Source organism: Citrobacter sp. Cf125 (genome assembly GCF_030333935.1).
Lineage (GTDB): Bacteria > Pseudomonadota > Gammaproteobacteria > Enterobacterales > Enterobacteriaceae > Citrobacter > Citrobacter freundii.
The window spans coordinates 889,994-913,614 of the sequence record NZ_JAOWEY010000022.1; the positions used below are offsets into that span (position 1 = coordinate 889,994).

General features: G+C 51.4%; 18 protein-coding genes. 11 read left to right on the plus strand and 7 right to left on the minus strand.

What is annotated here, in order from left to right:
* Positions 1-39: 39 nt before the first annotated feature.
* Genes torD through torC form a run of 3 tightly spaced genes read right to left on the minus strand, consistent with a single transcriptional unit; the run spans position 40 to position 4,303 of the window.
* Positions 40-672, minus strand: a complete 633-nt coding sequence (gene torD / locus OGV89_RS08550) for a molecular chaperone TorD (RefSeq protein ID WP_003840076.1) — start codon at positions 670-672, stop codon at positions 40-42.
* Positions 662-3,160: a trimethylamine-N-oxide reductase TorA gene (gene torA / locus OGV89_RS08555; RefSeq protein WP_286558513.1), complete on the minus strand. Its 2,499-nt coding sequence runs from the start codon at positions 3,158-3,160 to the stop codon at positions 662-664. The genes torD and torA overlap by 11 nt, the downstream gene beginning before the upstream one ends.
* A gap of 9 nt (positions 3,161-3,169) precedes the next feature.
* On the minus strand, positions 3,170-4,303 hold the full coding sequence (torC, locus tag OGV89_RS08560) for a pentaheme c-type cytochrome TorC (RefSeq protein WP_046670084.1): 1,134 nt from the start codon (positions 4,301-4,303) through the stop codon (positions 3,170-3,172).
* Between the two features lie 164 nt (positions 4,304-4,467).
* On the opposite strand from torC, the gene pdxR reads away from it, so the two are divergent.
* On the plus strand, positions 4,468-5,940 hold the full coding sequence (gene pdxR, locus OGV89_RS08565; RefSeq protein WP_046670085.1) for a MocR-like pyridoxine biosynthesis transcription factor PdxR: 1,473 nt from the start codon (positions 4,468-4,470) through the stop codon (positions 5,938-5,940).
* A 45-nt stretch (positions 5,941-5,985) separates the two neighbouring features.
* Here the strand turns inward: pdxR and uxuA are convergent, their stop codons facing one another.
* Positions 5,986-7,176, minus strand: coding sequence for a mannonate dehydratase (gene uxuA / locus OGV89_RS08570; protein ID WP_003845159.1), 1,191 nt, complete (start codon positions 7,174-7,176; stop codon positions 5,986-5,988).
* 202 nt (positions 7,177-7,378) lie between these two features.
* On the opposite strand from uxuA, the gene OGV89_RS08575 reads away from it, so the two are divergent.
* From OGV89_RS08575 to yejF, 9 genes are all read left to right on the plus strand, one after another.
* Complete coding sequence (locus OGV89_RS08575; RefSeq protein ID WP_003840066.1) at positions 7,379-8,845, plus strand: mannitol dehydrogenase family protein; 1,467 nt, start codon at positions 7,379-7,381, stop codon at positions 8,843-8,845.
* Between the two features lie 119 nt (positions 8,846-8,964).
* Positions 8,965-9,951, plus strand: coding sequence for a CobW family GTP-binding protein (locus OGV89_RS08580; protein ID WP_016150669.1), 987 nt, complete (start codon positions 8,965-8,967; stop codon positions 9,949-9,951).
* Between the two features lie 34 nt (positions 9,952-9,985).
* Complete coding sequence (locus tag OGV89_RS08585) at positions 9,986-10,699, plus strand: phosphatase PAP2 family protein (RefSeq protein ID WP_003840063.1); 714 nt, start codon at positions 9,986-9,988, stop codon at positions 10,697-10,699.
* A 413-nt stretch (positions 10,700-11,112) separates the two neighbouring features.
* Entirely contained in the window at positions 11,113-11,682 is a 570-nt protein-coding gene (gene mepS, locus OGV89_RS08590) for a bifunctional murein DD-endopeptidase/murein LD-carboxypeptidase (RefSeq protein ID WP_003027474.1), read from the plus strand.
* A 171-nt stretch (positions 11,683-11,853) separates the two neighbouring features.
* A complete protein-coding gene (locus OGV89_RS08595) occupies positions 11,854-13,413 on the plus strand; it encodes a cyclic di-GMP phosphodiesterase (RefSeq protein WP_003840059.1) in 1,560 nt (519 codons plus the stop codon).
* 100 nt (positions 13,414-13,513) lie between these two features.
* Positions 13,514-15,328 (plus strand): extracellular solute-binding protein, encoded by a 1,815-nt coding sequence (locus OGV89_RS08600; protein ID WP_046670086.1) that lies wholly within the window; start codon positions 13,514-13,516, stop codon positions 15,326-15,328.
* The gene (locus OGV89_RS08605) at positions 15,329-16,423 is read left to right on the plus strand and encodes a microcin C ABC transporter permease YejB (protein WP_003834575.1); all 1,095 of its coding nucleotides are present in this window, start codon (positions 15,329-15,331) and stop codon (positions 16,421-16,423) included.
* Positions 16,423-17,448 carry an ABC transporter permease gene (locus tag OGV89_RS08610; RefSeq protein WP_003840055.1) on the plus strand — a complete coding sequence of 342 codons (1,026 nt, stop codon included), beginning with the start codon at positions 16,423-16,425 and terminating at the stop codon, positions 17,446-17,448. The genes OGV89_RS08605 and OGV89_RS08610 overlap by 1 nt, the downstream gene beginning before the upstream one ends.
* A 1-nt stretch (position 17,449) precedes the next feature.
* The gene (gene yejF / locus OGV89_RS08615; RefSeq protein ID WP_046670087.1) at positions 17,450-19,039 is read left to right on the plus strand and encodes a microcin C ABC transporter ATP-binding protein YejF; all 1,590 of its coding nucleotides are present in this window, start codon (positions 17,450-17,452) and stop codon (positions 19,037-19,039) included.
* Positions 19,040-19,042: 3 nt separating this feature from the next.
* On the opposite strand, the gene OGV89_RS08620 is transcribed toward yejF, so the two are convergent.
* The 3 genes from OGV89_RS08620 to rsuA form a co-directional block, all read right to left on the minus strand.
* Entirely contained in the window at positions 19,043-19,387 is a 345-nt protein-coding gene (locus OGV89_RS08620; RefSeq protein ID WP_085951589.1) for a YejG family protein, read from the minus strand.
* Between the two features lie 333 nt (positions 19,388-19,720).
* The gene (locus OGV89_RS08625; protein WP_003027494.1) at positions 19,721-20,911 is read right to left on the minus strand and encodes a Bcr/CflA family multidrug efflux MFS transporter; all 1,191 of its coding nucleotides are present in this window, start codon (positions 20,909-20,911) and stop codon (positions 19,721-19,723) included.
* Between the two features lie 15 nt (positions 20,912-20,926).
* Positions 20,927-21,634 carry a 16S rRNA pseudouridine(516) synthase RsuA gene (rsuA, locus tag OGV89_RS08630; RefSeq protein WP_003027496.1) on the minus strand — a complete coding sequence of 236 codons (708 nt, stop codon included), beginning with the start codon at positions 21,632-21,634 and terminating at the stop codon, positions 20,927-20,929.
* Between the two features lie 150 nt (positions 21,635-21,784).
* Here rsuA and radD point away from each other — a divergent pair, with 150 nt between their 5' ends.
* Positions 21,785-23,545, plus strand: coding sequence for a DNA repair helicase RadD (gene radD / locus OGV89_RS08635; protein ID WP_003845152.1), 1,761 nt, complete (start codon positions 21,785-21,787; stop codon positions 23,543-23,545).
* Positions 23,546-23,621 lie beyond the last annotated feature (76 nt).

Here is a 23,621-nt window from a genome sequence, read left to right on the forward strand (position 1 = left end):
TCTTTACCTCCGCCAGCGCAGGCTGTCCCTTTGTCATTTTCAGCGCTGACTGCTGAAATAAAAATCATCCATCAGCAGCGACTCCAGATACTGTTCATCCTCTTGCATAAAACGCACTATCAGATTAACCGCCTGAGGATAAAACCCCTCGTTATCCCGCACCAGACAAGCGTCGCGAAATAACGGTGCCCAGCACAGAATATGATGATGCAAAAAGTAATACTGCGCGGAGAATTTCTCCTCTTTAGCAACCATCCTCGCCATTAATGCCAACTGTACGGCAATATGATCGGAGGGTTCATTCTCCCGCGCCGCCAGCCCTTGCTCAACCAGCAGCACATTCATTTGCAGACGTTCTTCTGCCGCCGTCGTGTGTGGATAGTGCCCCGCATAGGGAGAAACACTAGCCGGCGGGGCCAGCAGAAACAACGAGGCAAAATCTGCGGCCAACTCAAGCTGTCGGGAGTCGCGCCGCAGAACCCGGCCCAGGCTACGCTCAAAACGTTTAACATTGGCAGATAATCCGGGGATCGCCTCGAGTGAGGCAATCCATGCCTGGCTATTGCCATTTTCCAGACTGGCGAGCTGTTTTTCATCCAGCTCACGAAATAACAGTTGCGAAAACCACTGGTACACAGCCGCCCGCTGCTGATGAATTTGATTATGCTGCACTGGTCCCCTCCTCTTTCACAATCTGCGGACCACCGAAAGCCGTCACCTGCGGGGCTTTCTGCTGATAACGCTCGACCTCCACCAGCACGGTATGTGCTGAAGGCCCCTGGGCCAGCTGTGAAGTACCGATATCCGCACTCAGCACGTTCGGGTCGCCATAGGTGCATAACGTCCCGGCTTTCCCCCCTTCCTGCGGGGAATACCAGGCCCCTTCATGAATGCGGATTACGCCAGGAGTAAAATCCGGACTAATCACGACCCCAGCCAGCACCTGGCCACGGTCGTTGAAGACACGAGCAATATCACCGGCTTTTAAGCCACGGGTGGTGGCATCCTGCGCGCTGATATAAAGCGGTTCTCTTCCGGCAACCGCATAGGTGTTGCGAAACGCCTCGCTCGAGCACAACTGCGAGTGCAGACGTTTATCCGGATGGCAGGATTGCAGATGTAGCGGGTATTTATCTTTTTTGCCGCTATGGGTACGCTCAAAGGGTTCCATCCACACCGGATGCCCCGGACAATCCTCATAGGCAAAGCCCGCGATGGTTTTGCTGTAGATTTCAATAAGACCTGACGGCGTTCCCAGCGGATTCAGGTCTGGCTGCTCACGAAACTCGCCGTGACGTACCCACGGCTGACCCGGCGGATATTCAATATATCCGTCACCCTGCCAGAACGTTGTGAAGTCCGGTAAGGTAACACCGAGCGACGCCCCCATCTTCACACCTTCGTCATAAAGCGCCTGTATCCACTGCATTTCATTCCGGTTTTCACGGTACACCGCTTCCTTATCAAATCGCTTACACAGCCCGGCAAAGATGTCAAAATCATGCCGCGCTTCGTATTGCGGTTTAACAATCTGATGCAGCGCCATCAGCCCTTTATTCGAATGCGTGCCGAACTGCTCAATATCGTTACGTTCAAAACGGGTGGTCACAGGCAGAACGATATCGGCAAAACGGCACGACGCGGTCCATTGGTGCTCTAACACCACCACGGTTTCCAGCTTTTTCCACGCGTCGATCATGCGGTTCCTGTCCTGCTGCGCATGGAATGGATTGGCCGCACTGTAGATCGCCATTTTGATGTCAGGATACGTTAACGTCTCACCGTTGAAGGCAATCTTGTTGCCTGGCGCAAGCAGGCAGTCAACGATACGCGAAGTGGGGATATGCTCCGATGCGCCGCGAAAATCCGCTTTGTACTTCGCCTGCGGGGGATTAGTAATACTCCCCAGCCCGGAGAGCACTGGCCCGGTCGATGTTACCGTTCCACCGCCGTTATAGTGCCAGCCAAATCCGACCCCGCCGCCGGGCAAACCAATTTGACCGACCATGCTGGCCAGTACCACCAGCATCCACGGATACTGCTCACCGTGGTGCATGCGTTGTACGCACCAACCACCCATAAACTGTGTCCGGCCTTTCACCAACAGGCGGGCGAAGTCTCGGATCTGCTCTGCTGTCAGCCCGCAGATTTCTGCCGCCCATTCGGCATTTTTCGGCTGTTTATCACTCTCGCCCAGCAGGTACGGTAAAAACTGTTCAAAGCCGACGGTGTAATCGGTAATAAACGCCGTGTCGTACAGTTTTTCTTCGTACAGGGTATGCGCCAGTGCCAGCATTAACGCGACATCGGTTTGTGGCCGCAACGCCAATTGCTCGCAGCCAAGATAGTTTTGAGATTTGCTACGCACTGGATCAACGCTGATAACGCGCATCTTATTCTGCGCTACCGCCTCTTTAATCTGCTGCCAGTAGCCAAATGCATCGTGATCGGGAACCAAAAACTCGATCTGCAAGTTCTTGATCGGATCGCAACCCCACAACACGATGGTATTGCTGTTTTGAATCACCAGCGGGAGTGACGTCTGCTGCTCATAAACTTCCAGTGAACCAATCACATGCGGTAAAATGACCTGGGCCGCTGCCGCAGAATAGTCGCCGACAGTTGTCACATAGCTACCATGCAGACCAAGTCCCCGGTCCATCGCCCCGCCCGCTTTATGGTATTTGCCTACCATTTGCCAGTCAGCAAGCCCGGTAAATACGCCTGATGAACCATAAGTTTTTTGCACCCGCTCCAGCTCTTCGTACAACAAATCCAGCGCCTGATCCCAACTGACCCGTACAAAACGGTTATCTCCGCGCTGGCTGCGATCCGACTCCTCACGTTTAAGCAGCCAGTCCAGACGCACCATCGGGTAGCGCACCCGCGACGGGTTGTAGACCACTTCACGCACCGCGTTCAGCATATCGCAGGGATATTTGTCATGTTTGAACGGACGGGTTTCGGTCCACTCACCGTTGACCACTTTGGCTTCAAAAGCGCCATAGTGCGAACCTGATTGAATCCACTGTTCGGGATTTTCCCCCGCTGCCCACACTTTTGATATCAGCGGATTAGGCGCCAGTGCGCTGGCAGCACCCACCGCCAACATACCGCTGAGAAAACGGCGGCGGGACGGATTAAAGTCATGAAAATCCATACATTATCCTTACTTTTTGTTGGTGTCAGACACATCGCTGGCGTGGGTCTGGAGGTATTTCAACAACGTACGTTCCTCCACCGGATTAAGCCGGTAATAGGTCGACATGGCTTTCAATCCAGCGATCCAGCCATTAGCGGTATATCGGGTCGTAGGAGGAGTGCTATGACAGGCGCTACAGGTGGATTGCAGCATTTGATCTGAGTACTCCCAGATTGGCGCAAGTGTGCTGATAAAGTCCTGATCGGTGGTCCAGGCAGTGACGCTCACCTGCTGCCATTCCTGATGTGAATCAGGATCGACCTGGGTTTGTAGCACTTTTACGTTCGCCATCAGGGGCTCATCGAGCACGGCGGAGAAAACGCGTTTCCCCATATACTGGGTGATCACCCGTCCACGCCCTTTGCTTTCACGCCAGCCCGTAATTTCGAGCTGGACATTACTGCCTTCTTTTTTCAGCACCTTGGCCTCGGTGGCGGGAAATAACAGCGCCTTCCCTGCCGGACTTTCTGCCGTTGCCGCCAATGATTTTTCGCTTAATGAGAACAGTGTGGACGCATCCGTTGGCGTATCTCCCTGACGCTGTAGCTGCTTAAAGCGATCGCGAAAACCGCTGCTCATATCGGGTTTGTGATGGGCTATTCCTTTGTGGCAATCGATACAGTTACTGTCTTTTGCTGCCGCCGCGGTCATTTGCGCCGCCGCATTTGCCGATTGCTTGCCGTGATCCATTGCCTCATAGCTATGGCAGGATTTACACGCCGCTGAATTATTCGCGCTCATGCGCGCCCACTCCCGTTGGGCGAGCTCCGAGCGTTTGGCAGCAAACTTTTCCGGAGTGTCGATAGAAGGAGAAATAAAGGTGTGATAGAGATCGTTTAAGGCTTCAGTTTTACGAATAAGCGTTGGAACAACGCCCGGTGGAATATGACAATCCTGACACTCAGCCCGCACGCCAGACGCGTTGCGAAAATGCACGCTGGTTTTATATTCCTCTCCAGCCGTGCGCATCGAGTGACACGATAAACAAAATTCGGTGGTACTGGTGTAATGAACGCCTTGCCACGTTCCCCAAATAGCCAAGGCCATTACTACCGCCCCGACGAATGCGCACCACAATGCGTTCTTTCTTATCCACGACATGCTTGCCTCCATTTTTTAATAGCGACACGCTAAGGGATAATAAAAATCAAAAATAGAGACAGCGAAAGCAGATTATAGGAACAGCATCCACTCTATGAGGTGGGTCAAATAGTAAAGATCAGAAATTCGTAATATAGTGACCATCTGTAAATAAGGAATTTCTTATGCTAACACTGACGCTCAATAGAGAAAGCCGTACTCCGCTGCAACTGCAGATATTTCAATTTTATTTCCAGGCAATTCAGCAGGGTGATTTGCTTTGTGGAGACAAACTCCCCTCTATTCGCGAGCAGGCTCAGGTATTGCACGTTGCTAAAATAACGGTAGTGATGGCCTATGATAAGCTGATGGCGGCTGGGTTAATCAAGAGCCGACACGGCATTGGCTATGAAGTGATATTCACCACGCCTGTACGTATAACCCCAACTCATGTGCCCGTGACCCAAGGCTCTCCACCGGTAAAACCTAAAGCTGCCGGGGTATCTACCGATGTTTACGCCGAGCCTGGACGAGAGTGCTACTGCCGGATGGGCGTCCCCGACCCCAACGCTTTTCCCTGGTCAAGCTGGCGGAAATGGAATAATGCTCCAAGCATACTTAAAGAACAATTATTTACCCGGTATCATTCACCAAATGGATTATTTTCACTACGTGAGCAACTGGTCAGATACCTTAATTTATCCCGCGGAATTAATACCCGAGCAGAGAACATCATCATTACCAACGGGATTCAGGAAGGATTATCACTGCTCAGCCAAATATTTATTATTCATCATGCTGTCAGTCAGCAAAAAAAGTGCCATATGGTGACCGAATCCCCTTGTTATTCTGGCGCATGGCATCTTTTTAATTATTACGGTGCAGACATTACGTCAATTGCCGTAGATAACCACGGGCTGCAAACAGATAATTTACCCGAATATGAAACCCAGCTTTGTTATGTTACTCCAGCTCATCAGTATCCGATGGGAAGTGTGCTTTCGCTGGAGCGCCGTCAGTCATTATTAACGTGGGCGCAACGCGTCGGCGCTTACATCATTGAAGACGATTACGATGCCGTTTTTACCTATGGGGACAATCCCCTTCCCGCGCTGAAAGCCATGGATTATCACAACCGGGTTATCTATATGGGGACATTTTCTAAAACGCTGGGGCCAGGCGCACGGCTTGGCTATCTTATTTGCCCTGATGAACTGCTTCCGGCGGTACAGAATATGAAAGCGCTCAATAACAACGGCAGTCAGTGGTTGTTGCAGCAATTTTTAGCCGAACTGATGCAAAATCAGGTTTTTTATACGCATATCAGCAAGCTGGCCTGCAGCTATGCGACGCGCCTCACTCTGTTACGCGATGGCCTGTCCACTCTGTTTCCCGAAGGGAAAATCGCTGGCGCAACGGCAGGTCTGCACCTCTCGTTACGCATTGCCAGACATACCGAATTCATCGCCAGGTTGCAACAAAGCTGCCTGTTGGCTGGGATCCGTTTCGACACTCTGCCGGATATAGAAAATGGATCAGAAGCCGCATGGCGCAAAGAAAACAGCGATGCTGTTATGTTTTTTGGATTTGGTGGATTGCAGATACAGCAGATCAATAAAGTGCTGACAGTGCTGGAGCAGGCGCTCGCGCAGCCTTGATGAATAACAGGGATTGCGCCTGTAGCGCAATCCCTGTTATTAGACTTACAGCAGGTCGCGGAACTGCGTTTGTTTCAGCGCCAGCTCAACGCCGCGGACTTCTGCCAGTCCTTTCAGGCGACCAATCGCCGAGTAGCCCGGATTGGTTTTCTTGTGCAGATCGTCAAGCATCTGGTGTCCATGATCCGGACGCATCGGGATAGGACGCAGGTCGCCCGCCTTTTTACGCCGCTGCTCTTCGCTCAAAATGGCAGCCACCACCGATACCATATCCACATCACCCTGCAGGTGCGCACCTTCGTGGAACGTTTTCGGGTTATCTTCACGACAGGTCGAGCGCAGGTGCGTGAAGTGGATACGATCGCCAAAGGTTTCGATCATTTTCACCAGATCGTTATCAGCGCGCACGCCGTAAGAACCGGTACACATGGTGAAACCATTATTAATACTGTCGACGGTTTCTTTCAGCCACTGCATATCTTCGATAGTCGAAACGATACGCGGCAGACCGAGGATCGGGCGCGGCGGATCGTCAGGATGCACGGCCAGACGCACGCCGACTTCTTCTGCCACTGGCACAATCGCCCGCAGGAATACCGCCATATTTTCGCGCAGATCGTCTTTACTGATGCCGTCATATTCAGCAAGGCGCGCACGAAACTGATCCAGCGTATAGCCCTCTTCTGCACCAGGCAGGCCAGCAATGATATTGCGTGTCAGCTTTTCAATTTCTGCATCGCTCATGGCATTGAAGTAGTCCAGCGCCTGGCGTTGTTCTTCGTCGGTATAATCCGCTTCAGCTCCCGGGCGTTGCAGAATGTGCAGCTCGAAAGCTGCAAAGGCAATCTGGTCAAAACGCAGCGCTTTGGAACCATCCGGCAGCTGATATTCGAGGTCGGTACGCGTCCAGTCGAGGATCGGCATGAAGTTATAGCACACGGTATCGATGCCGCAGGTCGCAAGATTACGGATACTCTGCTGATAGTTGGCAATCCACGTTTGATATTGACCTGAACGCGTTTTGATATCTTCGTGGACAGGGATACTTTCCACCACCGACCAGGTCAGCCCTTTTTCAGCCAGAATGGCCTGACGCTGTTGAATTTCTTCTACCGGCCACACTTCACCGTTAGGAATATGGTGCAAGGCGGTTACAACACCCGTTGCGCCAGCCTGACGCACATCATCAAGCGATACCGGATCGTTAGGTCCGTACCAACGCCAGGTTTGTTCCATTGTTTTACCCCACAAGTTGTTATACCAAATTAAATCACCTTAATGACGACTACCATACAGGCATCCGTTAGATGATCAACACATTGCCGATGATTGGTTGATCAAGCTCACATTCCCCGGATAAATGAGGCACACCAATTCAATTTGCTGTCATATAACTTTATACTGCCATTGTTAGTTAATGGTTAATCAGGTGTATTTAATGAAAACTATTGCCTCAGCGCCACTGGCGGAAAATGTCATGATGCCGCAGTACGACCGCCAGCAATTAAAAACGCGGATTGTACATTTTGGTTTCGGTGCTTTTCACCGCGCCCATCAGGCGTTACTCACCGACAGGGTGCTGAATGCGCAGGGTGGAGACTGGGGTATTTGTGAGATCAGTCTGTTCAGCGGCGATCGACTGATGAGCCAACTGCGCGAACAGGATCATTTATTTACCGTGCTGGAGAAAGGGGCCAACGGCAACCAACCGATTGTTATCGGCTCCGTCAACGAATGTCTCAACGCCAGGCTGGATTCACTGGCGGCTATTATTGAAAAATTCTGCGAGCCTCAGGTGGCTATTGTCTCGTTAACCATTACGGAAAAAGGCTACTGCATCGATCCGGCTACAGGCTCGTTAGACCTCAGTAATCCACGTATTGCTCACGATCTGCAAACACCGACTGAACCGCACTCTGTCCCAGGAATTATTGTTGAAGCGCTACACCGCAGACGTGAACGCGGGCTACAGCCGTTTACCGTCCTCTCTTGCGATAATATCCCGGACAATGGTCATGTGGTAAAAAACGCCGTACTGGGAATGGCGGAAAAACGTTCACCAGAACTGGCAACCTGGATTCAGGAGCATGTCAGCTTCCCGGGTACCATGGTGGATCGCATTGTTCCTGCCGCTACCGAAGAGTCACTGGCTGAAATCGCACGCGAGCTGGGCGTTGCCGATCCTTGCGCAATCAGCTGCGAACCGTTTATCCAGTGGGTGATTGAAGATAATTTTGTGTGTGGCCGCCCACAATGGGAAACGGCGGGTGTTCAGATGGTCGAAAACGTCTTGCCGTGGGAACAAATGAAACTGCGGATGCTGAACGGCAGTCATTCGTTTCTGGCTTATCTCGGTTATCTGGCCGGGTTCCAGCACATCAGCGACTGCATGCAGGACAGCGCATTTCGTGAAGCCGCCTACCGTCTGATGCTCAACGAACAGGCGCCTACGCTGCAAATTATCGACGTTGATTTAGACCAGTATGCCCTTAGCCTGTTGGAGCGTTTTGCCAACCCAGCGTTGAAACATAAAACCTGGCAAATTGCGATGGACGGTAGCCAGAAATTACCCCAGCGCATGTTGGAAGGGATCCGCGTACATTTAGCCCGCCAAAGCGAATGGCCGCTGCTGGCGCTCGGTGTCGCAGGCTGGATGCGTTATGTGAGCGGCGTGGATGACTCAGGCGCAGCAATTGATATTCGTGACCCACTAAGTGAGAAAATTGCCGCTCTGGTTAAACAGAGCACAGAGTCAGAACGTGTCAGCGCCCTGCTTTCGCTGCGCGAGATTTTCGCCACCGATCTCGTCCAGAATCCGCAGTTTGTCGCGGCCATTCAGCAGGCCTGGCAACGCATTGCCCAATACGGTGCGCATCAGGCTGTCATTGATACGTTAAAAAGTTAACGATTTCTGCCATTAAACAGGACGAAGCGCGTCTTCGTCCTCTCACCCCTTCTCTTTTTCACCGTTTTTCGCCAGGATTGTTAAATGCCATTACGGTAATTTATGAATCTGGAGTAAATGTGACTAAAACCAATCTCATCACCGGTTTTCTCGGCAGTGGCAAAACCACCTCTATTCTTCATTTATTGGCAAACAAAGATCCTGCTGAGAAGTGGGCCGTGCTGGTTAATGAGTTTGGCGAAGTTGGCATTGATGGCGCGCTACTGGCTAACAGCGGTGCGCTGTTAAAAGAGATCCCCGGCGGCTGTATGTGCTGCGTTAACGGTCTGCCGATGCAGGTTGGTCTCAATACGCTGCTACGTCAGGGAAAACCTGACCGTCTGCTCATTGAACCCACCGGCCTCGGCCACCCTAAACAGATTCTGGATTTACTCACCGCACCGGTTTACGAACCGTGGATCGATCTGCGTGCGACCCTCTGTATTCTTGACCCGCGGCTGTTACTGGATGAAAAAAGCGTCGCCAATGACAATTTCCGCGACCAGCTGGCCGCCGCAGATATCATTGTTGCCAACAAAACCGACCGTGCCACGACGGAAAGCGAAGACGCCCTGCAAAGCTGGTGGCAACACTATGGAGGTAATCGCCAGTTAGTTCATGCCGACCATGGACAAATTGACGGACAGCTACTGGATTTGCCCCGACTAAACCTGGCAGAGCTTCCTGCAAGCGCGGAGCACGCCCATAGTCATGCCGACAAAAAGGGGCTAGCAGCGTTGAGTCTACCCGCACAGCAGCGCTGGCGTCGTAGCCTGAACAGCGGACAGGGCCATCAGGCCTGCGGTTGGATTTTTGACGCCGATACGGTTTTCGATACTATCGGTCTGCTGGAATGGTCGCGTCTTGCTCCTGTTGGACGAGTGAAGGGGGTAATGCGTATTAAAGAAGGACTGGTACGCATTAACCGCCAGGGAGACGACTGGCATATAGAGACGCAAAACGTCGCGCCACCAGATAGTCGTATTGAACTCATCGCCGATACCGAGACCGACTGGAATGCGCTACAGAGCGCATTGTTGAGACTTCGTTTAGGCGCTAGCGCGTAAGGTTGCCTTCGTTTTTTAGCAATGGTAAACGACGATGAAAACCCGATACCCTCTAATCCTCCTGCTTAATATTGTGGGCCTGGCACTGTTTCTGTCCTGGTATATTCCAGCCGGGCATGGGTTCTGGTCTTCACTGGATACGGGCGTTTTCCGCTTCTTTAATCATAAACTGGTGGAAAGTCCGCTGTTCTTATGGGTTGTTGCTATAACCAATAACCGGGCATTTGATGGCTGCTCATTGCTGGCAATGGGCGCATTGATGCTGCACTTTTGGCTCAAAGAGACATCGGAAGGTCGCCGACGCATTGTGGCTATCGGTTTGGTTATGCTGCTTACCGCAGTGATATTAAATCAGCTGGGCCAGGCGCTTATTCCCGTTAAACGTGCCAGCCCAACCCTGATGCTGGATAATATTTATCGCGTCAGCGAACTGCTGCATATTCCGACCAAAGATGCATCGAAAGACAGTTTTCCTGGCGATCACGGCATGATGTTGCTTATTTTTTCCGCATTCATGCTGCGTTATTTCGGAAAAGTCGCAGGAATAATCGGCCTTATTATCGCTGTGGTTTTTGCCTTCCCACGCGTAATGATTGGCGCCCACTGGCTCACCGATATCGTGGTTGGTTCCATGACGGTGGTCTTGATTGGCCTTCCCTGGTGGCTAATGACGCCATTAAGCGACCGATTAGTCACTCTGTTCGTGAATTATCTACCCGGCAAAAACAAACAATTTTTAAACAAATAACGCAGAGTAATTAACATCATCAGGGATACTTCTGATTCCCTGATGATGCCTGGCAATATTTCATCATTCTGATTGTCATTCTCCTGTCATCTTATTCATGTTTAAAATGAGTAAGTTGCGTATTTTTTACCCTGATTGTTCTTAATTTAGACAATGCCGTTTATTCACTTTCTGTATCAATTTTTCTTATAAGAAATCACGTAAAATCACTCGCATTGACCGGAACGATCGGGTAATCTCGAACACGTTTTGCCTCGCGGGATAATTATTCCCTTTTAGAATAAATTTGTGCGTTCTGCCACAGATTTGACCTTAAGGAATTGTCTCATCGTGCGATGGTAATTAGTCTCGTCACGTTTGGCATTTTTTATAACGATATTTATCGTTAAGGACTTCAAGGGAAAACAAACAAAATGGTCAAATCTCAACCGATTTTGAGATATATCTTGCGGGGCATACCCGCGATAGCAGTTGCGGTTCTGCTTTCTGCATGTAGCACAACGAACACCGCCAGGAATATGCATTCTGAGACGCATGCTGTGGGCAATGGAGATAACTCTTCACTGCAAGCCTCTCAGGATGAATTTGAAAATATGGTACGTAATATCGATGTTAAATCACGTATTATGGACCAATATGCTGACTGGAAAGGCGTGCGTTACCGCCTTGGCGGCAGCACCAAAAAAGGCATTGATTGTTCAAGCTTCGTACAGCGTACGTTTCGTGAGCAATTTGGTTTAGAGCTTCCTCGCTCAACCTATGAGCAACAGGAAACGGGTAAATCCGTTTCGCGCACTAATCTGCGTACAGGCGATCTGGTTTTGTTCCGTGCTGGCTCTACTGGCCGACACGTCGGTATTTATATCGGCAACAACCAGTTCGTACATGCCTCGACCAGCAGTGGCGTTATCATTTCCAGCATGAACGAGCCTTACTGGAAAAAACGTTACAACGAAGCTCGCCGGGTTCTAAGCCGCAGTTAATTTCGTTTGGCAGCTATCCCTTGGCTATCCTGATGAGACATATAAAAAAGCACTGCTACGGCGGTGTTTTTTTTGCTTTGCCCTTGTGACTAAGAAAAATCTCACAACATGAGTCATTTCAGGTTATATTCATACAGGATAAGTGGTTACTTCAGGTAAACATAAGGAACTATGTTAAGGCGCTCCTCTTCTTCCGATCGGAAACTCCTGCTCACCTGCGTTATAACGGGGATAGTCGTCGCGTTACTCGTCAGCTCACTGCAGTTTTTTATGTCATGGCATCAACGAAACGCAAAGTACGACACGCTAACGTCTAACATACAAAACTATATTGAAAGTTTCTTCGCTGACCTTGAAACCACCACCAACACACTGCAACCTCTGGTAAAAGACACCTGCTCGCAAGCTTCAGCTCAACTCACTTCCAGCGCCGCGTTTAGCCTGAATGTGCGGGCCTTTTTGCTGGTAAAAGACGGTATCGCTTTCTGCTCTTCAGCAACCGGTTCAATGAATACGCCTCTTCAGCAATTGGTTCCCGTGCTGGACATGACGAAAGATATCGATATGGATCTCCAACCCGGTACGCCAATGATGCCGAATAAACCGGCAATACTCATTTGGTATCGCAATCATTCATTACAGAACAGCGGCGTTTTTGCCACCCTGAATGTTAACCTGGCACCCTATCTTCTCTATAACGCCCGGCAAGATGATTTCAACGGTGTGGCACTCATCGTCGGGAAGACGGCTATCACCACGTTTTCCAAACAATTAATCCCCGTGTCTGAACTCCCTGCTCTCCCATCATATAATGCAGCCTTATCTACATTCCCGTTGGAGGTGCGTTTTTACGCGGATCGGTGGACGTATAAAGATGTTGGATACGCCATCATGCTCGGATGTATGGCCGGGATCATGACCGCTCTCCTTCTCTGGTACTACATCTATGCCGTCCGTTTACGCCCGGGGAAAGATATCCTTAACGCCATCAAACACAATCAGTTTTATGTGGTGTACCAGCCCGTGGTAGAGGTGCAAACGCTGGAGGTGAAAGGTGTTGAGGTACTATTACGCTGGCATCACCCGACCACCGGTGAGATCCCCCCGGATGCCTTTATTCATTACGCAGAATCACAGAAAATGATTGTGCCGCTAACCCAGCACCTCTTTAAGCTGATAGCCCAGGACGCGCCGATGCTGCAAAAAGTGTTACCCGCTGGCGCAAAATTGGGGATCAATATCGCGCCAACGCACTTACACGGCGAGACGTTTAAAGATGATATTCAACGCCTGTACGCCTGCCTTCCCGCGAACTATTTTCAACTGGTGCTGGAAATCACCGAGCGGGATATGCTGCATCAAAACAAGGCAATCGAGCTATTTGAATGGCTGCATTCAGCAGGTTTTGAGATTGCCATTGATGATTTTGGCACCGGTCATAGTGCGCTTATTTATCTGGAACGCTTTACCGTTGACTACCTGAAAATCGATCGCGGCTTTATTAACGCCATTGGGACGGAAACCCTGACCTCTCCGGTTCTGGACGCCGTGTTGACACTCTCTAAACGTCTTAATATGCTGACGGTTGCTGAAGGGGTAGAAACACCTGAGCAAGCCCGTTGGCTGCGCGAACGTGGAGTACATTTTTTCCAGGGATACTGGATTAGCCGACCATTAAAGCTTGCTGATTTCGTGCGTTGGATGGCACAGCCCAATAAGCCGACGTGGTGATCGCAGTATGCGATTCATATATTCTCACTCGCCGCTACATCCCTTATCTTTCAGGCATGATGCCCGTCGGGTTGTGGCAGGAAAAGGAAATCGCTTTTATATGATCCCTCGCGTACTGCTTCTGTTTATCGCCCTCATCGGGTTTAACGCTCAGGCGCAATCCATCAAAGAAAGCTATGCTTTTGCTGTACTGGGTGAACCTAAGTACGCATTTAACTTTAATCACTTCGATTATGTTAATCCCGCAGCCCCTAAAGGTGGTCAAATCACCCTCTCCGCCATTGGCACATTTGACAACTTTAACCGCTATGCAATGCGCGGTAATCCCGGCGCACGTACCGAAACGCTTTACGATACGCTGTTTACGACCTCTGACGATGAACCTGGTAGCTATTACCCACTCATTGCCGACAGCGCACGCTATGCTGACGACTATTCCTGGGTAGAAATTGCCATTAATCCACGAGCGCGTTTTCACGATGGATCACCCATTACCGCCCGCGACGTCGCATTCACTTTCCACAAATTTATGACTGAAGGCGTGCCGCAGTTTCGTCTGGTCTACAAGGGAACAACGGTAAAAGCCATCGCGCCATTAACCGTACGCATTGAATTAGCCAAACCGGGTAAAGAGGACATGCTCAGCCTGTTTTCATTACCCGTGATGCCAGAGAAGTACTGGAAAGATCATAAGCTCAGCGATCCCTTATCCTCGCCACCGCTCGCCAGCGGCCCTTATCGCATTACCAAATGGAAGATGGGCCAGTATATTGTCTATTCGCGCGTCAAAGATTATTGGGCCGCTAATCTCCCCGTCAATCGTGGACGCTGGAACTTCGATACCATCCGCTACGACTATTATCTGGATGATAACGTCGCCTTTGAAGCGTTTAAGGCCGGTGCGTTTGATCTGCGTCTTGAAAATGATGCCAAAAACTGGGCGACGCGTTATACCGGGAAAAATTTTGCGAATCATTACATCAGCAAAGATGAACAAAAAAATGAATCCGCCCAGGATACGCGCTGGCTGGCCTTTAATATTCAGCGTCCGGTGTTCAGTGACCGACGGGTGCGGGAAGCCATCACGCTGGCCTTTGATTTTGAATGGATGAATAAAGCCCTGTTCTATAACGCCTGGAGCCGGGCCAACAGCTATTTTCAGAATACCGAATATGCTGCGACAAAATACCCCGATGCAGATGAACTGGTGGTACTCGCGCCCTTGAAAAAAGATCTCCCTCCTGAGGTCTTCAGCCAAATCTATCAGCCGCCAAAATCAAAAGGCGATGGCTACGATCGTGAGAACTTGCTGAAAGCCGATACCTTGCTGGAACAAGCCGGATGGGTACTCAAGGGGCAGCAGCGCGTAAACAGCGTCAGCGGTAAACCTCTGAGCTTTGAACTATTGCTCCCGGCGGGCAGCAACAGTCAGTGGGTGTTGCCGTTCCAGCACAACCTGCAACGCTTAGGCATTACCATGAACATCCGCCAGGTTGATAACTCACAAATTACCAACCGCTTACGCAGTCGCGACTATGACATGATGCCAAGGTTGTATCGCGCAATGCCGTGGCCGAGTTCAGACCTGCAAATTCTGTGGGCTTCTCAATATATTGACTCCAGCTATAACGCCCCCGGTGTGCAAAGCCCGGTTATCGATAAGCTGATCGGTCAAATCATTGCCGCGCAAGGTGATAAAGCCAAACTGATCCCACTCGGCCGGGTACTGGACAGAGTTTTAACCTGGAATTACTACATGTTGCCGATGTGGTTTATGGCCGAGGATCGTATCGCCTGGTGGGACAAATTTTCGCATCCGGCTATTCGCCCAATTTATACCATTGGCCTCGACAACTGGTGGTATGACGTCAACAAAGCGGCGAAACTGCCCGCAGCCAGACGGCAGGGAGAATAGATGGGCGCTTATCTGATTCGACGTCTGCTGCTGGTGATCCCAACGCTTTGGGCCATCATCACCATCAACTTTTTTATCGTGCAAATTGCCCCCGGCGGTCCGGTTGAACAGGCCGTCGCCGCCATTGAGTTCGGGCAAAGCGGGGCATTACCTGGCGCGGGTAGCGAAGGCGTTCGCGCCAGCCATGCGCAAACCGGCGTTGGTAACATCAGCGACAGTAATTATCGCGGCGGCCGGGGTCTGGACCCGGAAGTCATCGCGGAAATCACTCGGCGCTACGGGTTCGATAAGCCCATTCATGAGCGTTATTTCAAAATGCTTTGGGACTATATTCGTTTCGATTTCGGCGACAGCCTGTTTCGTAGCGCCTCTGTGCTGACGCTTATCAAAGACAGCCTGCCGGTTTCCGTTACGCTGGGCCTATGGAGTACGCTCATCATCTATCTGGTGTCGATACCGCTTGGGATCCGCAAAGCGGTTCACAACGGCAGTCGGTTTGATGTCTGGAGTAGCGCATTTATTATTATTGGCTATGCCATTCCGGCCTTTCTGTTTGCCATTTTGCTGATCGTCTTTTTTGCCGGAGGCAGCTACTACGACCTGTTCCCGCTGCGCGGGCTGGTTTCCGCCAATTTTGACTCCCTGCCCTGGTATCAGAAAGTGACCGACTACCTTTGGCATATTACCCTGCCGGTGCTGGCGACGGTAGTTGGTGGGTTTGCCGCGCTGACTATGCTGACCAAGAACTCATTTCTGGATGAGGTGCGCAAACAGTATGTCGTCACCGCACGCGCTAAAGGAGTCAGCGAGAAAAATATTCTGTGGAAACATGTGTTTCGCAATGCCATGTTGCTGGTGATCGCCGGCTTCCCGGCGACGTTTATCAGCATGTTTTTTACCGGTTCGCTGCTGATTGAAGTGATGTTCTCGCTTAACGGTCTGGGACTACTGGGGTATGAATCCACCGTATCACGCGACTACCCGGTAATGTTTGGCACACTCTATATCTTCACCCTGATCGGTCTGCTGCTGAATATCCTCAGCGACATCAGCTATACGCTGGTCGATCCCCGTATTGATTTTGAGGGACGCTAATGTCGCGATTAAGCCCCGTCAATCAGGCCCGCTGGGCGCGCTTTCGCCACAACCGTCGCGGCTACTGGTCGCTGTGGATTTTTCTGGTGCTGTTCGGTCTTAGTCTGTGTTCAGAGCTGATTGCCAATGATAAGCCGTTACTGGTGCGCTACGACAATAGCTGGTATTTCCCCCTGTTCAAAAACTACAGTGAAAGCGACTTCGGCGGACCGCTGGCGACCCGGGCTGATTATCAGGATCCGTGGCTACAGCAGCGCCTGGAAAACCAGGGCTGGATCCTGTGGGCACCAATACGCTTTGGGGCCACCAGCATTAACTTTGCCACCGATAAGCCCTTCCCTTCCCCGCCTTCTGCACAAAACTGGCTGGGAACAGACGCCAACGGCGGTGATGTACTGGCACGGATCCTCTACGGCACACGTATTTCTGTCTTATTTGGCTTAATGCTCACCCTATGTTCGAGCGTGATGGGCATTATGGCTGGCGCAATACAGGGCTATTATGGCGGCAAGGTGGACCTGTGGGGGCAACGATTCATTGAAGTTTGGTCCGGTATGCCAACGCTGTTTCTCATCATTCTACTGTCGAGCGTTGTCCAGCCTAACTTCTGGTGGCTGCTGGGTATTACCGTGCTGTTTGGCTGGATGAGCCTGGTTGGCGTGGTGCGCGCGGAGTTTTTACGTACCCGAAACTTTGATTATATTCGTGCCGCTCAGGCGCTCGGCGTGAGCGATAGCAGTATTATTCTGCGCCATATGCTACCCAATGCGATGGTTGCCGCTCTGACCTTTTTACCGTTTATTTTGTGCGCCTCGATAACCACTCTAACCTCGCTGGATTTTCTTGGGTTTGGCTTACCGCTTGGCTCGCCATCGCTCGGAGAACTTCTGTTACAGGGTAAAAACAACCTGCAGGCGCCGTGGCTTGGCATCACCGCGTTCATCTCCGTTGCCCTGCTCTTATCGCTTCTGATCTTTATTGGTGAAGCGGTACGCGACGCGTTCGATCCCAACAAGGCGATTTAAGATGACACAACCTCTGTTAGCTATTGACAATTTATCGGTAGGTTTTCGTCAACAAGAGACCGTGCGCATCGTGGTCAACAGTCTGTCACTGCGCGTTGATGCCGGACAAACGCTGGCACTGGTGGGTGAGTCCGGCTCAGGTAAAAGCGTGACCGCGCTATCTATTTTACGGTTATTGCCCTCCCCTCCGGTCATCTACCTTTCCGGCGACATCCGTTTTCATGGTGAATCATTACTTCACGCCGATGAGCAAACGCTTCGCGGCGTGCGGGGGAATAAAATCGCCATGATTTTCCAGGAACCAATGGTGTCACTGAACCCGCTTCACAATCTGGAAAAACAGCTTTATGAAGTGCTGTCGCTGCATAGGGGAATGCGTCGGGAGGCCGCGCGAGCAGAAATCCTGACCTGTCTGGATCGCGTTGGCATCCGTCAGGCGGCCAAACGTCTCGCAGACTACCCGCACCAACTGTCCGGCGGGGAACGCCAGCGCGTGATGATTGCCATGGCATTGCTAACACGACCGGAGCTGCTGATTGCCGATGAACCGACTACCGCGCTGGACGTTTCCGTTCAGGCACAGATCCTGCAACTGCTGAGGGAACTACAGCGCGAGCTGAACATGGGATTACTGTTCATCACCCACAACCTCAGCATTGTGAAAAAGCTGGCCGATACCGTGGCAGTCATGCAAAACGGTCAGTGCGTTGAGCAAAATAAAGCAGCACAGTTGCTCACTGCGCCCACGCATCCCTACACGCAGAAATTGCTAAACAGTGAACCTTCCGGCGACCCGGTACCTTTACCGGCCGGGCAAGCCCCGCTGCTGGAAGTGGAAAAACTGCACGTCGCCTTCCCCATCCGCAAAGGTATCCTGAAGCGTGTGGTGGACCACAACGTCGTGGTTAACAATATCAGTTTCTCTCTGCGGCCCGGTGAAACGCTGGGGTTGGTAGGTGAGTCTGGGTCGGGGAAAAGCACTACCGGACTGGCGCTCCTGAGGTTAATCTCCTCACAGGGAAGTATTGTGTTCGATGGTCAGGCGCTGCATACCTTAAATCGTCGCCAGCTGTTGCCGGTCCGTCACCGTATTCAGGTGGTATTTCAGGATCCCAACTCCTCGCTTAACCCACGCCTGAGCGTGCTACAGATTATCGAGGAGGGGTTACGCGTTCATCAGCCAACCCTGTCAGCCGAACAACGCGATGCGCAGGTGAAAGCGGTGATGACGGAAGTGGGACTGGATAGCGAAACGCGGCATCGTTACCCGGCTGAGTTTTCCGGCGGTCAGCGTCAACGTATTGCCATCGCCAGAGCATTGATTCTCAAACCTTCCTTGATTATCCTGGATGAGCCAACATCATCGCTAGACAGAACCGTACAGGCGCAAATCCTGACGTTGTTAAAGTCCTTACAGGAAAAGCATAGGCTGGCTTATATTTTTATCAGCCATGATTTGCACGTAGTACGTGCGTTATGCCATCAGGTTATTGTGCTACGTCAGGGAGAGGTTGTGGAGCAAGGGCAATGCGAGCACGTATTTAACGCGCCACAGCAAGCCTATACGCGTCAGCTGCTTGCGCTAAGCTGACGCTCAAAACGGATTGTTATTTGAAAACGGCTCTGCGATGGCCACGCCGAAGTTTTTCAGTCTGCAGGTCGCGGCAAATTCATCCTGGCGATTCACAAACAGGCACGGCTCCCCTTCGCATTCCAGTACGGAACAAGGAACCTCAATGTCGCTAAGGGCCTGGCTGAGCTTATGCATGACTGACCATGCGCTGTCACCATCAGGGCTGAGCAATTTGAGCGCCACCAGGCTGTTCTCATTGCTCTGACCGTTTTGCGGAATCGGTTCAACCTTTGAACCTGCGAAACCCACCGACCAACGATAGCTCTGCGGCAGACGATGAACGATTGAGAGTTGTAATGTCATCACTTTCTTTCCCTGGAAGCACAATCACTTCACAATTATTTTACATCAATATTAACACATCATTGACAATACGTCTTCAGACAGTTGGTAAACGTTTACACCCTGTCTTTATGCCGCTTTCCGAACCAGGTAATTAAAATTATTCAATGGTTCCGGCATATTTCCGGGCTATATGTACTCGTTTCTGCGATCTAACTCAACCTTTTTAACTACAATGATGTGACTTTTTACATAAATTGATTTTACATAAAATAAACATAACCAGGGGAACTGATAGATTTGCGGTTGATGTATATCAACTCTGGAGGCCTTAAGGCCCCCAGGATGTGTAATAGATCACCGTTTTTGGGCGCGACTGGCGTAAAGACAGAAGAGAATTGAACAGGTAGCGCAAAATGCGATCGACCATATCATTGGCCAGGCTGAGTTAAAGGTCGCCAGAGACAACAGCGCCCCAACGATGGCACCAATGCCGAAGCGGAATGTCCCTGCCAGCGATGACGCCGTTCCTGCCATATGTGGAAATTCATCCAGAATAACCGCCATAGCGTTAGATGACACCATCGACACACAGCCAACAAACGCCGCAACGCCCACAACCAGGGCCCAGAACCCCAACCCAAACAGTGTGCTAAAGACCATCCAGCCAGCCATCACGAACTGGATCCACAGACCGGTACGGAACATATTCAATGCCCCAACCCGACGCACAAAGCGGCTGTTGATGATAGTCATCACGAACAGGAATACGATGTTCAGTGCGAAGTAATAGCCGAAATGCTGCGGTGAAACGTGGTTGATCTCAATGTAGACAAAGGGTCCGGCGCTCAGAAACGAGAACATCCCGGCAAAACTGAATCCGCTGGCCAGCATATAACTCAGCACACGTTTATGACGAAACAGCGAGGCAAAGTTGCCAATAGTAGTACGCAGGCGAAACGGCTGGCGACGCTCTACCGGCAGAGTCTCTTTGATCAGTGTAAGGATCATCACCGACGCCAGAATAGCTGCCATGGCGAGGATCCAAAAGATATAGTGCCAGCTCAGCCATACCAGCACCCAGCCACCGATAATCGGTGCCATTAATGGCGCAATTGTCGTGACCAGCATGACGAATGACATCATGCGCGAAAACTCTTCTTTCGGATAGATATCACGCATCAGGGCGTTGATAACCACGCTCGCTGCAGCAGCAGCCAGACCGTGGAAGAAACGCATCACGATCAGTTGATCGATGGTTTGCGCCAGTGCGCAGGCCACAGCCGCCGCCGCAAACACCAGCGTCCCGCCCAGGATCACTGGCTTGCGTCCAAGGCTGTCTGCCATTGGCCCATAGAACAGTTGCCCCACTGCGAACCCCAGAATATAGGTACTGAGGGTCATCTGCGCGCTACCTGCTGGCACACCAAACTGTTCAGAGATAACAGGCAGCGCCGGAAGATACATATCAATCGACAACGGCATCAACATGGCTAACAAGCCAAGGATAAAGACAATGGCAATTGACGAGTTCTGCCGGGTGGTCACATTTAGCTCCTGAAATTAACGCGGGGTTAAGTTAACGCTGGCGATTTCTTCTTCAGTCAAAGGACGGTATTCACCTGGCGCCAGATCCTCATCAAGCCTGATGTCACCAATCCGTTCACGGTGCAGTTCCACAACGTGGTTACCCACCGCGGCAAACATACGTTTAACCTGATGATAGCGCCCTTCGCTGATGGTCAAACGCACCTGAGTTGGCGTAATCACTTCCAGCACGGCCGGTTTGGTCAGATCTTTCTCATTGTGCAACTGTACGCCATGGGCAAACTGTTCGGCGGTATCATCTGCCACTGGCGACTCCAGCGTCACCAGATAGGTTTTCTCACAATGGTGACGAGGAGAGGTGATGCGATGCGACCACTGTCCGTCATCGGTCATCAGCACCAGTCCGGTGGTGTCGATATCCAGACGCCCTGCCGCATGCAGTTTGTAGGCAACCGGTTCATCAAGGAAATAGAGCACCGTCGGGTGATCGGGATCATCCGTTGAGCAAACATAACCCTGAGGCTTATTCAGCATAAAATAGCGCGGGCCATTTTGTTGAACCAGGGAATTACCGTCATATTCTACGTCGTGTTCTGGCAGCAGCTTAAAAGCGCTATTTCTGACGATTTCACCGTCGACGGTAACGCGGTTAGCACGGATCTCACGCCCGGCAATAGCGCGGCTGACGCCGAGTTGCTGAGCGATAAATTTATCAAGTCGCATGTGTGTGATTTTGCCTGTAAAAATACGAGAATCGGGTTTACGCCCGAAAAGTGGGACCGTTATCCGCCCAGTATAGCGGCGTTACACCATCCCTCAAGAGAAATGATTCATGGCATACTACTCCTTGTTATTGTTTATTATAGTGAGCCCATGATTTTTACTCTTCGCCCGTACCAAAAAGAAGCCGTGGACGCCACGCTCAACCATTTTCGCCACCACCGCACCCCGGCGGTTATCGTCCTGCCAACCGGCGCGGGCAAAAGTCTGGTGATTGCCGAGCTGGCCCGCGTAGCGCGTGGTCGCGTACTGGTACTGGCGCACGTCAAAGAACTGGTCGCACAAAACCATGCGAAATATTGTGCGCTGGGGCTGGAAGCCGATATTTTTGCCGCAGGCCTGAAGCGTAAAGAGAGCCACGGAAAAGTGGTATTTGGCAGCGTACAGTCGGTAGCGCGTAATCTGGACGCCTTTCAGGGAGAATTCTCCCTGCTTATCGTCGATGAATGCCATCGCATTGGCGATGATGAAGAGAGTCAGTATCAGCAAATCCTCACTCACCTGACCAAAGTAAATCCTCACTTACGCCTGCTCGGACTTACCGCCACACCTTTTCGTTTGGGCAAAGGCTGGATTTATCATTTTCATTATCACGGAATGGTGCGCGGCGATGAAAAAGCACTGTTTCGCGACTGCATTTATGAATTACCGCTGCGCTACATGATTAAACACGGCTACCTGACGCCGCCAGAACGCCTCGACATGCCGGTAGTGCAATATGACTTCAGCCGCCTGCAGGCGCAAAGTAACGGCCTGTTTAGCGAAGCGGACCTGAATCAGGAGCTGAAAAAGCAGCAGCGAATAACGCCGCATATCATCAGCCAGATTGTCGAGTTTGCCCAGACGCGTAAAGGGGTGATGATTTTCGCCGCCACAGTTGAACACGCCAAAGAAATTCTGGGTCTGCTGCCTGCTGACGACGCCGCACTTATCACCGGAGACACGCCTGGCGCCGAACGCGACGTGCTGATTGAAGAGTTCAAAGCCCAACGTTTTCGCTATCTGGTGAATGTGTCGGTCCTGACCACTGGCTTCGATGCCCCGCACGTCGACCTTATCGCCATTCTGCGCCCGACCGAGTCAGTTAGCCTTTACCAACAAATTGTCGGTCGTGGGCTGCGCCTGGCGCCGGGTAAAATCGACTGTCTGATCCTCGATTACGCTGGTAACCCGCACGACCTGTACGCGCCGGAAGTTGGTGCGCCGAAAGGGAAAAGCGACAACGTTCCGGTACAGGTGTTCTGTCCTGCCTGCGGCTTTGCCAACACCTTCTGGGGCAAAACAACGGCCGACGGCACGCTGATTGAGCACTTTGGCCGCCGCTGTCAGGGATGGTTTGAAGATGATGACGGCCATCGCGAACATTGCGATTTTCGTTTTCGTTTTAAAAACTGCCCGCAGTGCAACGCGGAAAATGACATCGCCGCCCGCCGTTGTAGGGAGTGCGACGCAGTACTGGTTGACCCGGATGACATGCTGAAAGCCGCGCTCAGGCTTAAAGATGCGCTGGTTCTGCGCTGCAGCGGGATGGCGCTACAAAATGGGCAGGATGAAAAAGGCGAATGGCTGAAAATTACCTATTACGATGAAGATGGCGCCGACGTCAGCGAACGCTTTCGCCTGCATACTCCCGCGCAGCGAACGGCCTTCGAGCAACTGTTTATTCGCCCGCACACCCGAACGCCCGGCATTCCCTTACGCTGGATAACCGCCGCCGATATCCTCGCCCAGCAGGCGCTGTTACGTCATCCTGATTTCGTGGTCGCGCGCATGAAAGGTCAGTACTGGCAGGTCCGTGAAAAGGTCTTCGATTATGAAGGACGCTTTCGTCGGGCACATGAATTACGCGGTTAATCGTACTTTTGATTGATGTACCAGCCGTTTGAGTATAGAATCTCGCCCGCTTTTGCATACGCAAAGCAGATCACTT

Excerpts from the sequence above, each read along its gene's own strand:
- torA (WP_286558513.1), bottom strand. The coding sequence starts at position 3,160 with ATGGATTTTCATGACTTTAATCCGTCCCGCCGCCGTTTTCTCAGCGGT.
- torC (WP_046670084.1), bottom strand. The coding sequence starts at position 4,303 with ATGTCGTGGATAAGAAAGAACGCATTGTGGTGCGCATTCGTCGGGGCG.
- OGV89_RS08600 (WP_046670086.1), top strand. The coding sequence starts at position 13,514 with ATGATCCCTCGCGTACTGCTTCTGTTTATCGCCCTCATCGGGTTTAAC.
- OGV89_RS08605 (WP_003834575.1), top strand. The coding sequence starts at position 15,329 with ATGGGCGCTTATCTGATTCGACGTCTGCTGCTGGTGATCCCAACGCTT.
- mepS (WP_003027474.1), top strand. The coding sequence starts at position 11,113 with ATGGTCAAATCTCAACCGATTTTGAGATATATCTTGCGGGGCATACCC.
- uxuA (WP_003845159.1), bottom strand. The coding sequence starts at position 7,176 with ATGGAACAAACCTGGCGTTGGTACGGACCTAACGATCCGGTATCGCTT.
- radD (WP_003845152.1), top strand. The coding sequence starts at position 21,785 with ATGATTTTTACTCTTCGCCCGTACCAAAAAGAAGCCGTGGACGCCACG.
- pdxR (WP_046670085.1), top strand. The coding sequence starts at position 4,468 with ATGCTAACACTGACGCTCAATAGAGAAAGCCGTACTCCGCTGCAACTG.
- yejF (WP_046670087.1), top strand. The coding sequence starts at position 17,450 with ATGACACAACCTCTGTTAGCTATTGACAATTTATCGGTAGGTTTTCGT.
- OGV89_RS08595 (WP_003840059.1), top strand. The coding sequence starts at position 11,854 with ATGTTAAGGCGCTCCTCTTCTTCCGATCGGAAACTCCTGCTCACCTGC.
- OGV89_RS08575 (WP_003840066.1), top strand. The coding sequence starts at position 7,379 with ATGAAAACTATTGCCTCAGCGCCACTGGCGGAAAATGTCATGATGCCG.
- OGV89_RS08610 (WP_003840055.1), top strand. The coding sequence starts at position 16,423 with ATGTCGCGATTAAGCCCCGTCAATCAGGCCCGCTGGGCGCGCTTTCGC.
- OGV89_RS08585 (WP_003840063.1), top strand. The coding sequence starts at position 9,986 with ATGAAAACCCGATACCCTCTAATCCTCCTGCTTAATATTGTGGGCCTG.
- rsuA (WP_003027496.1), bottom strand. The coding sequence starts at position 21,634 with ATGCGACTTGATAAATTTATCGCTCAGCAACTCGGCGTCAGCCGCGCT.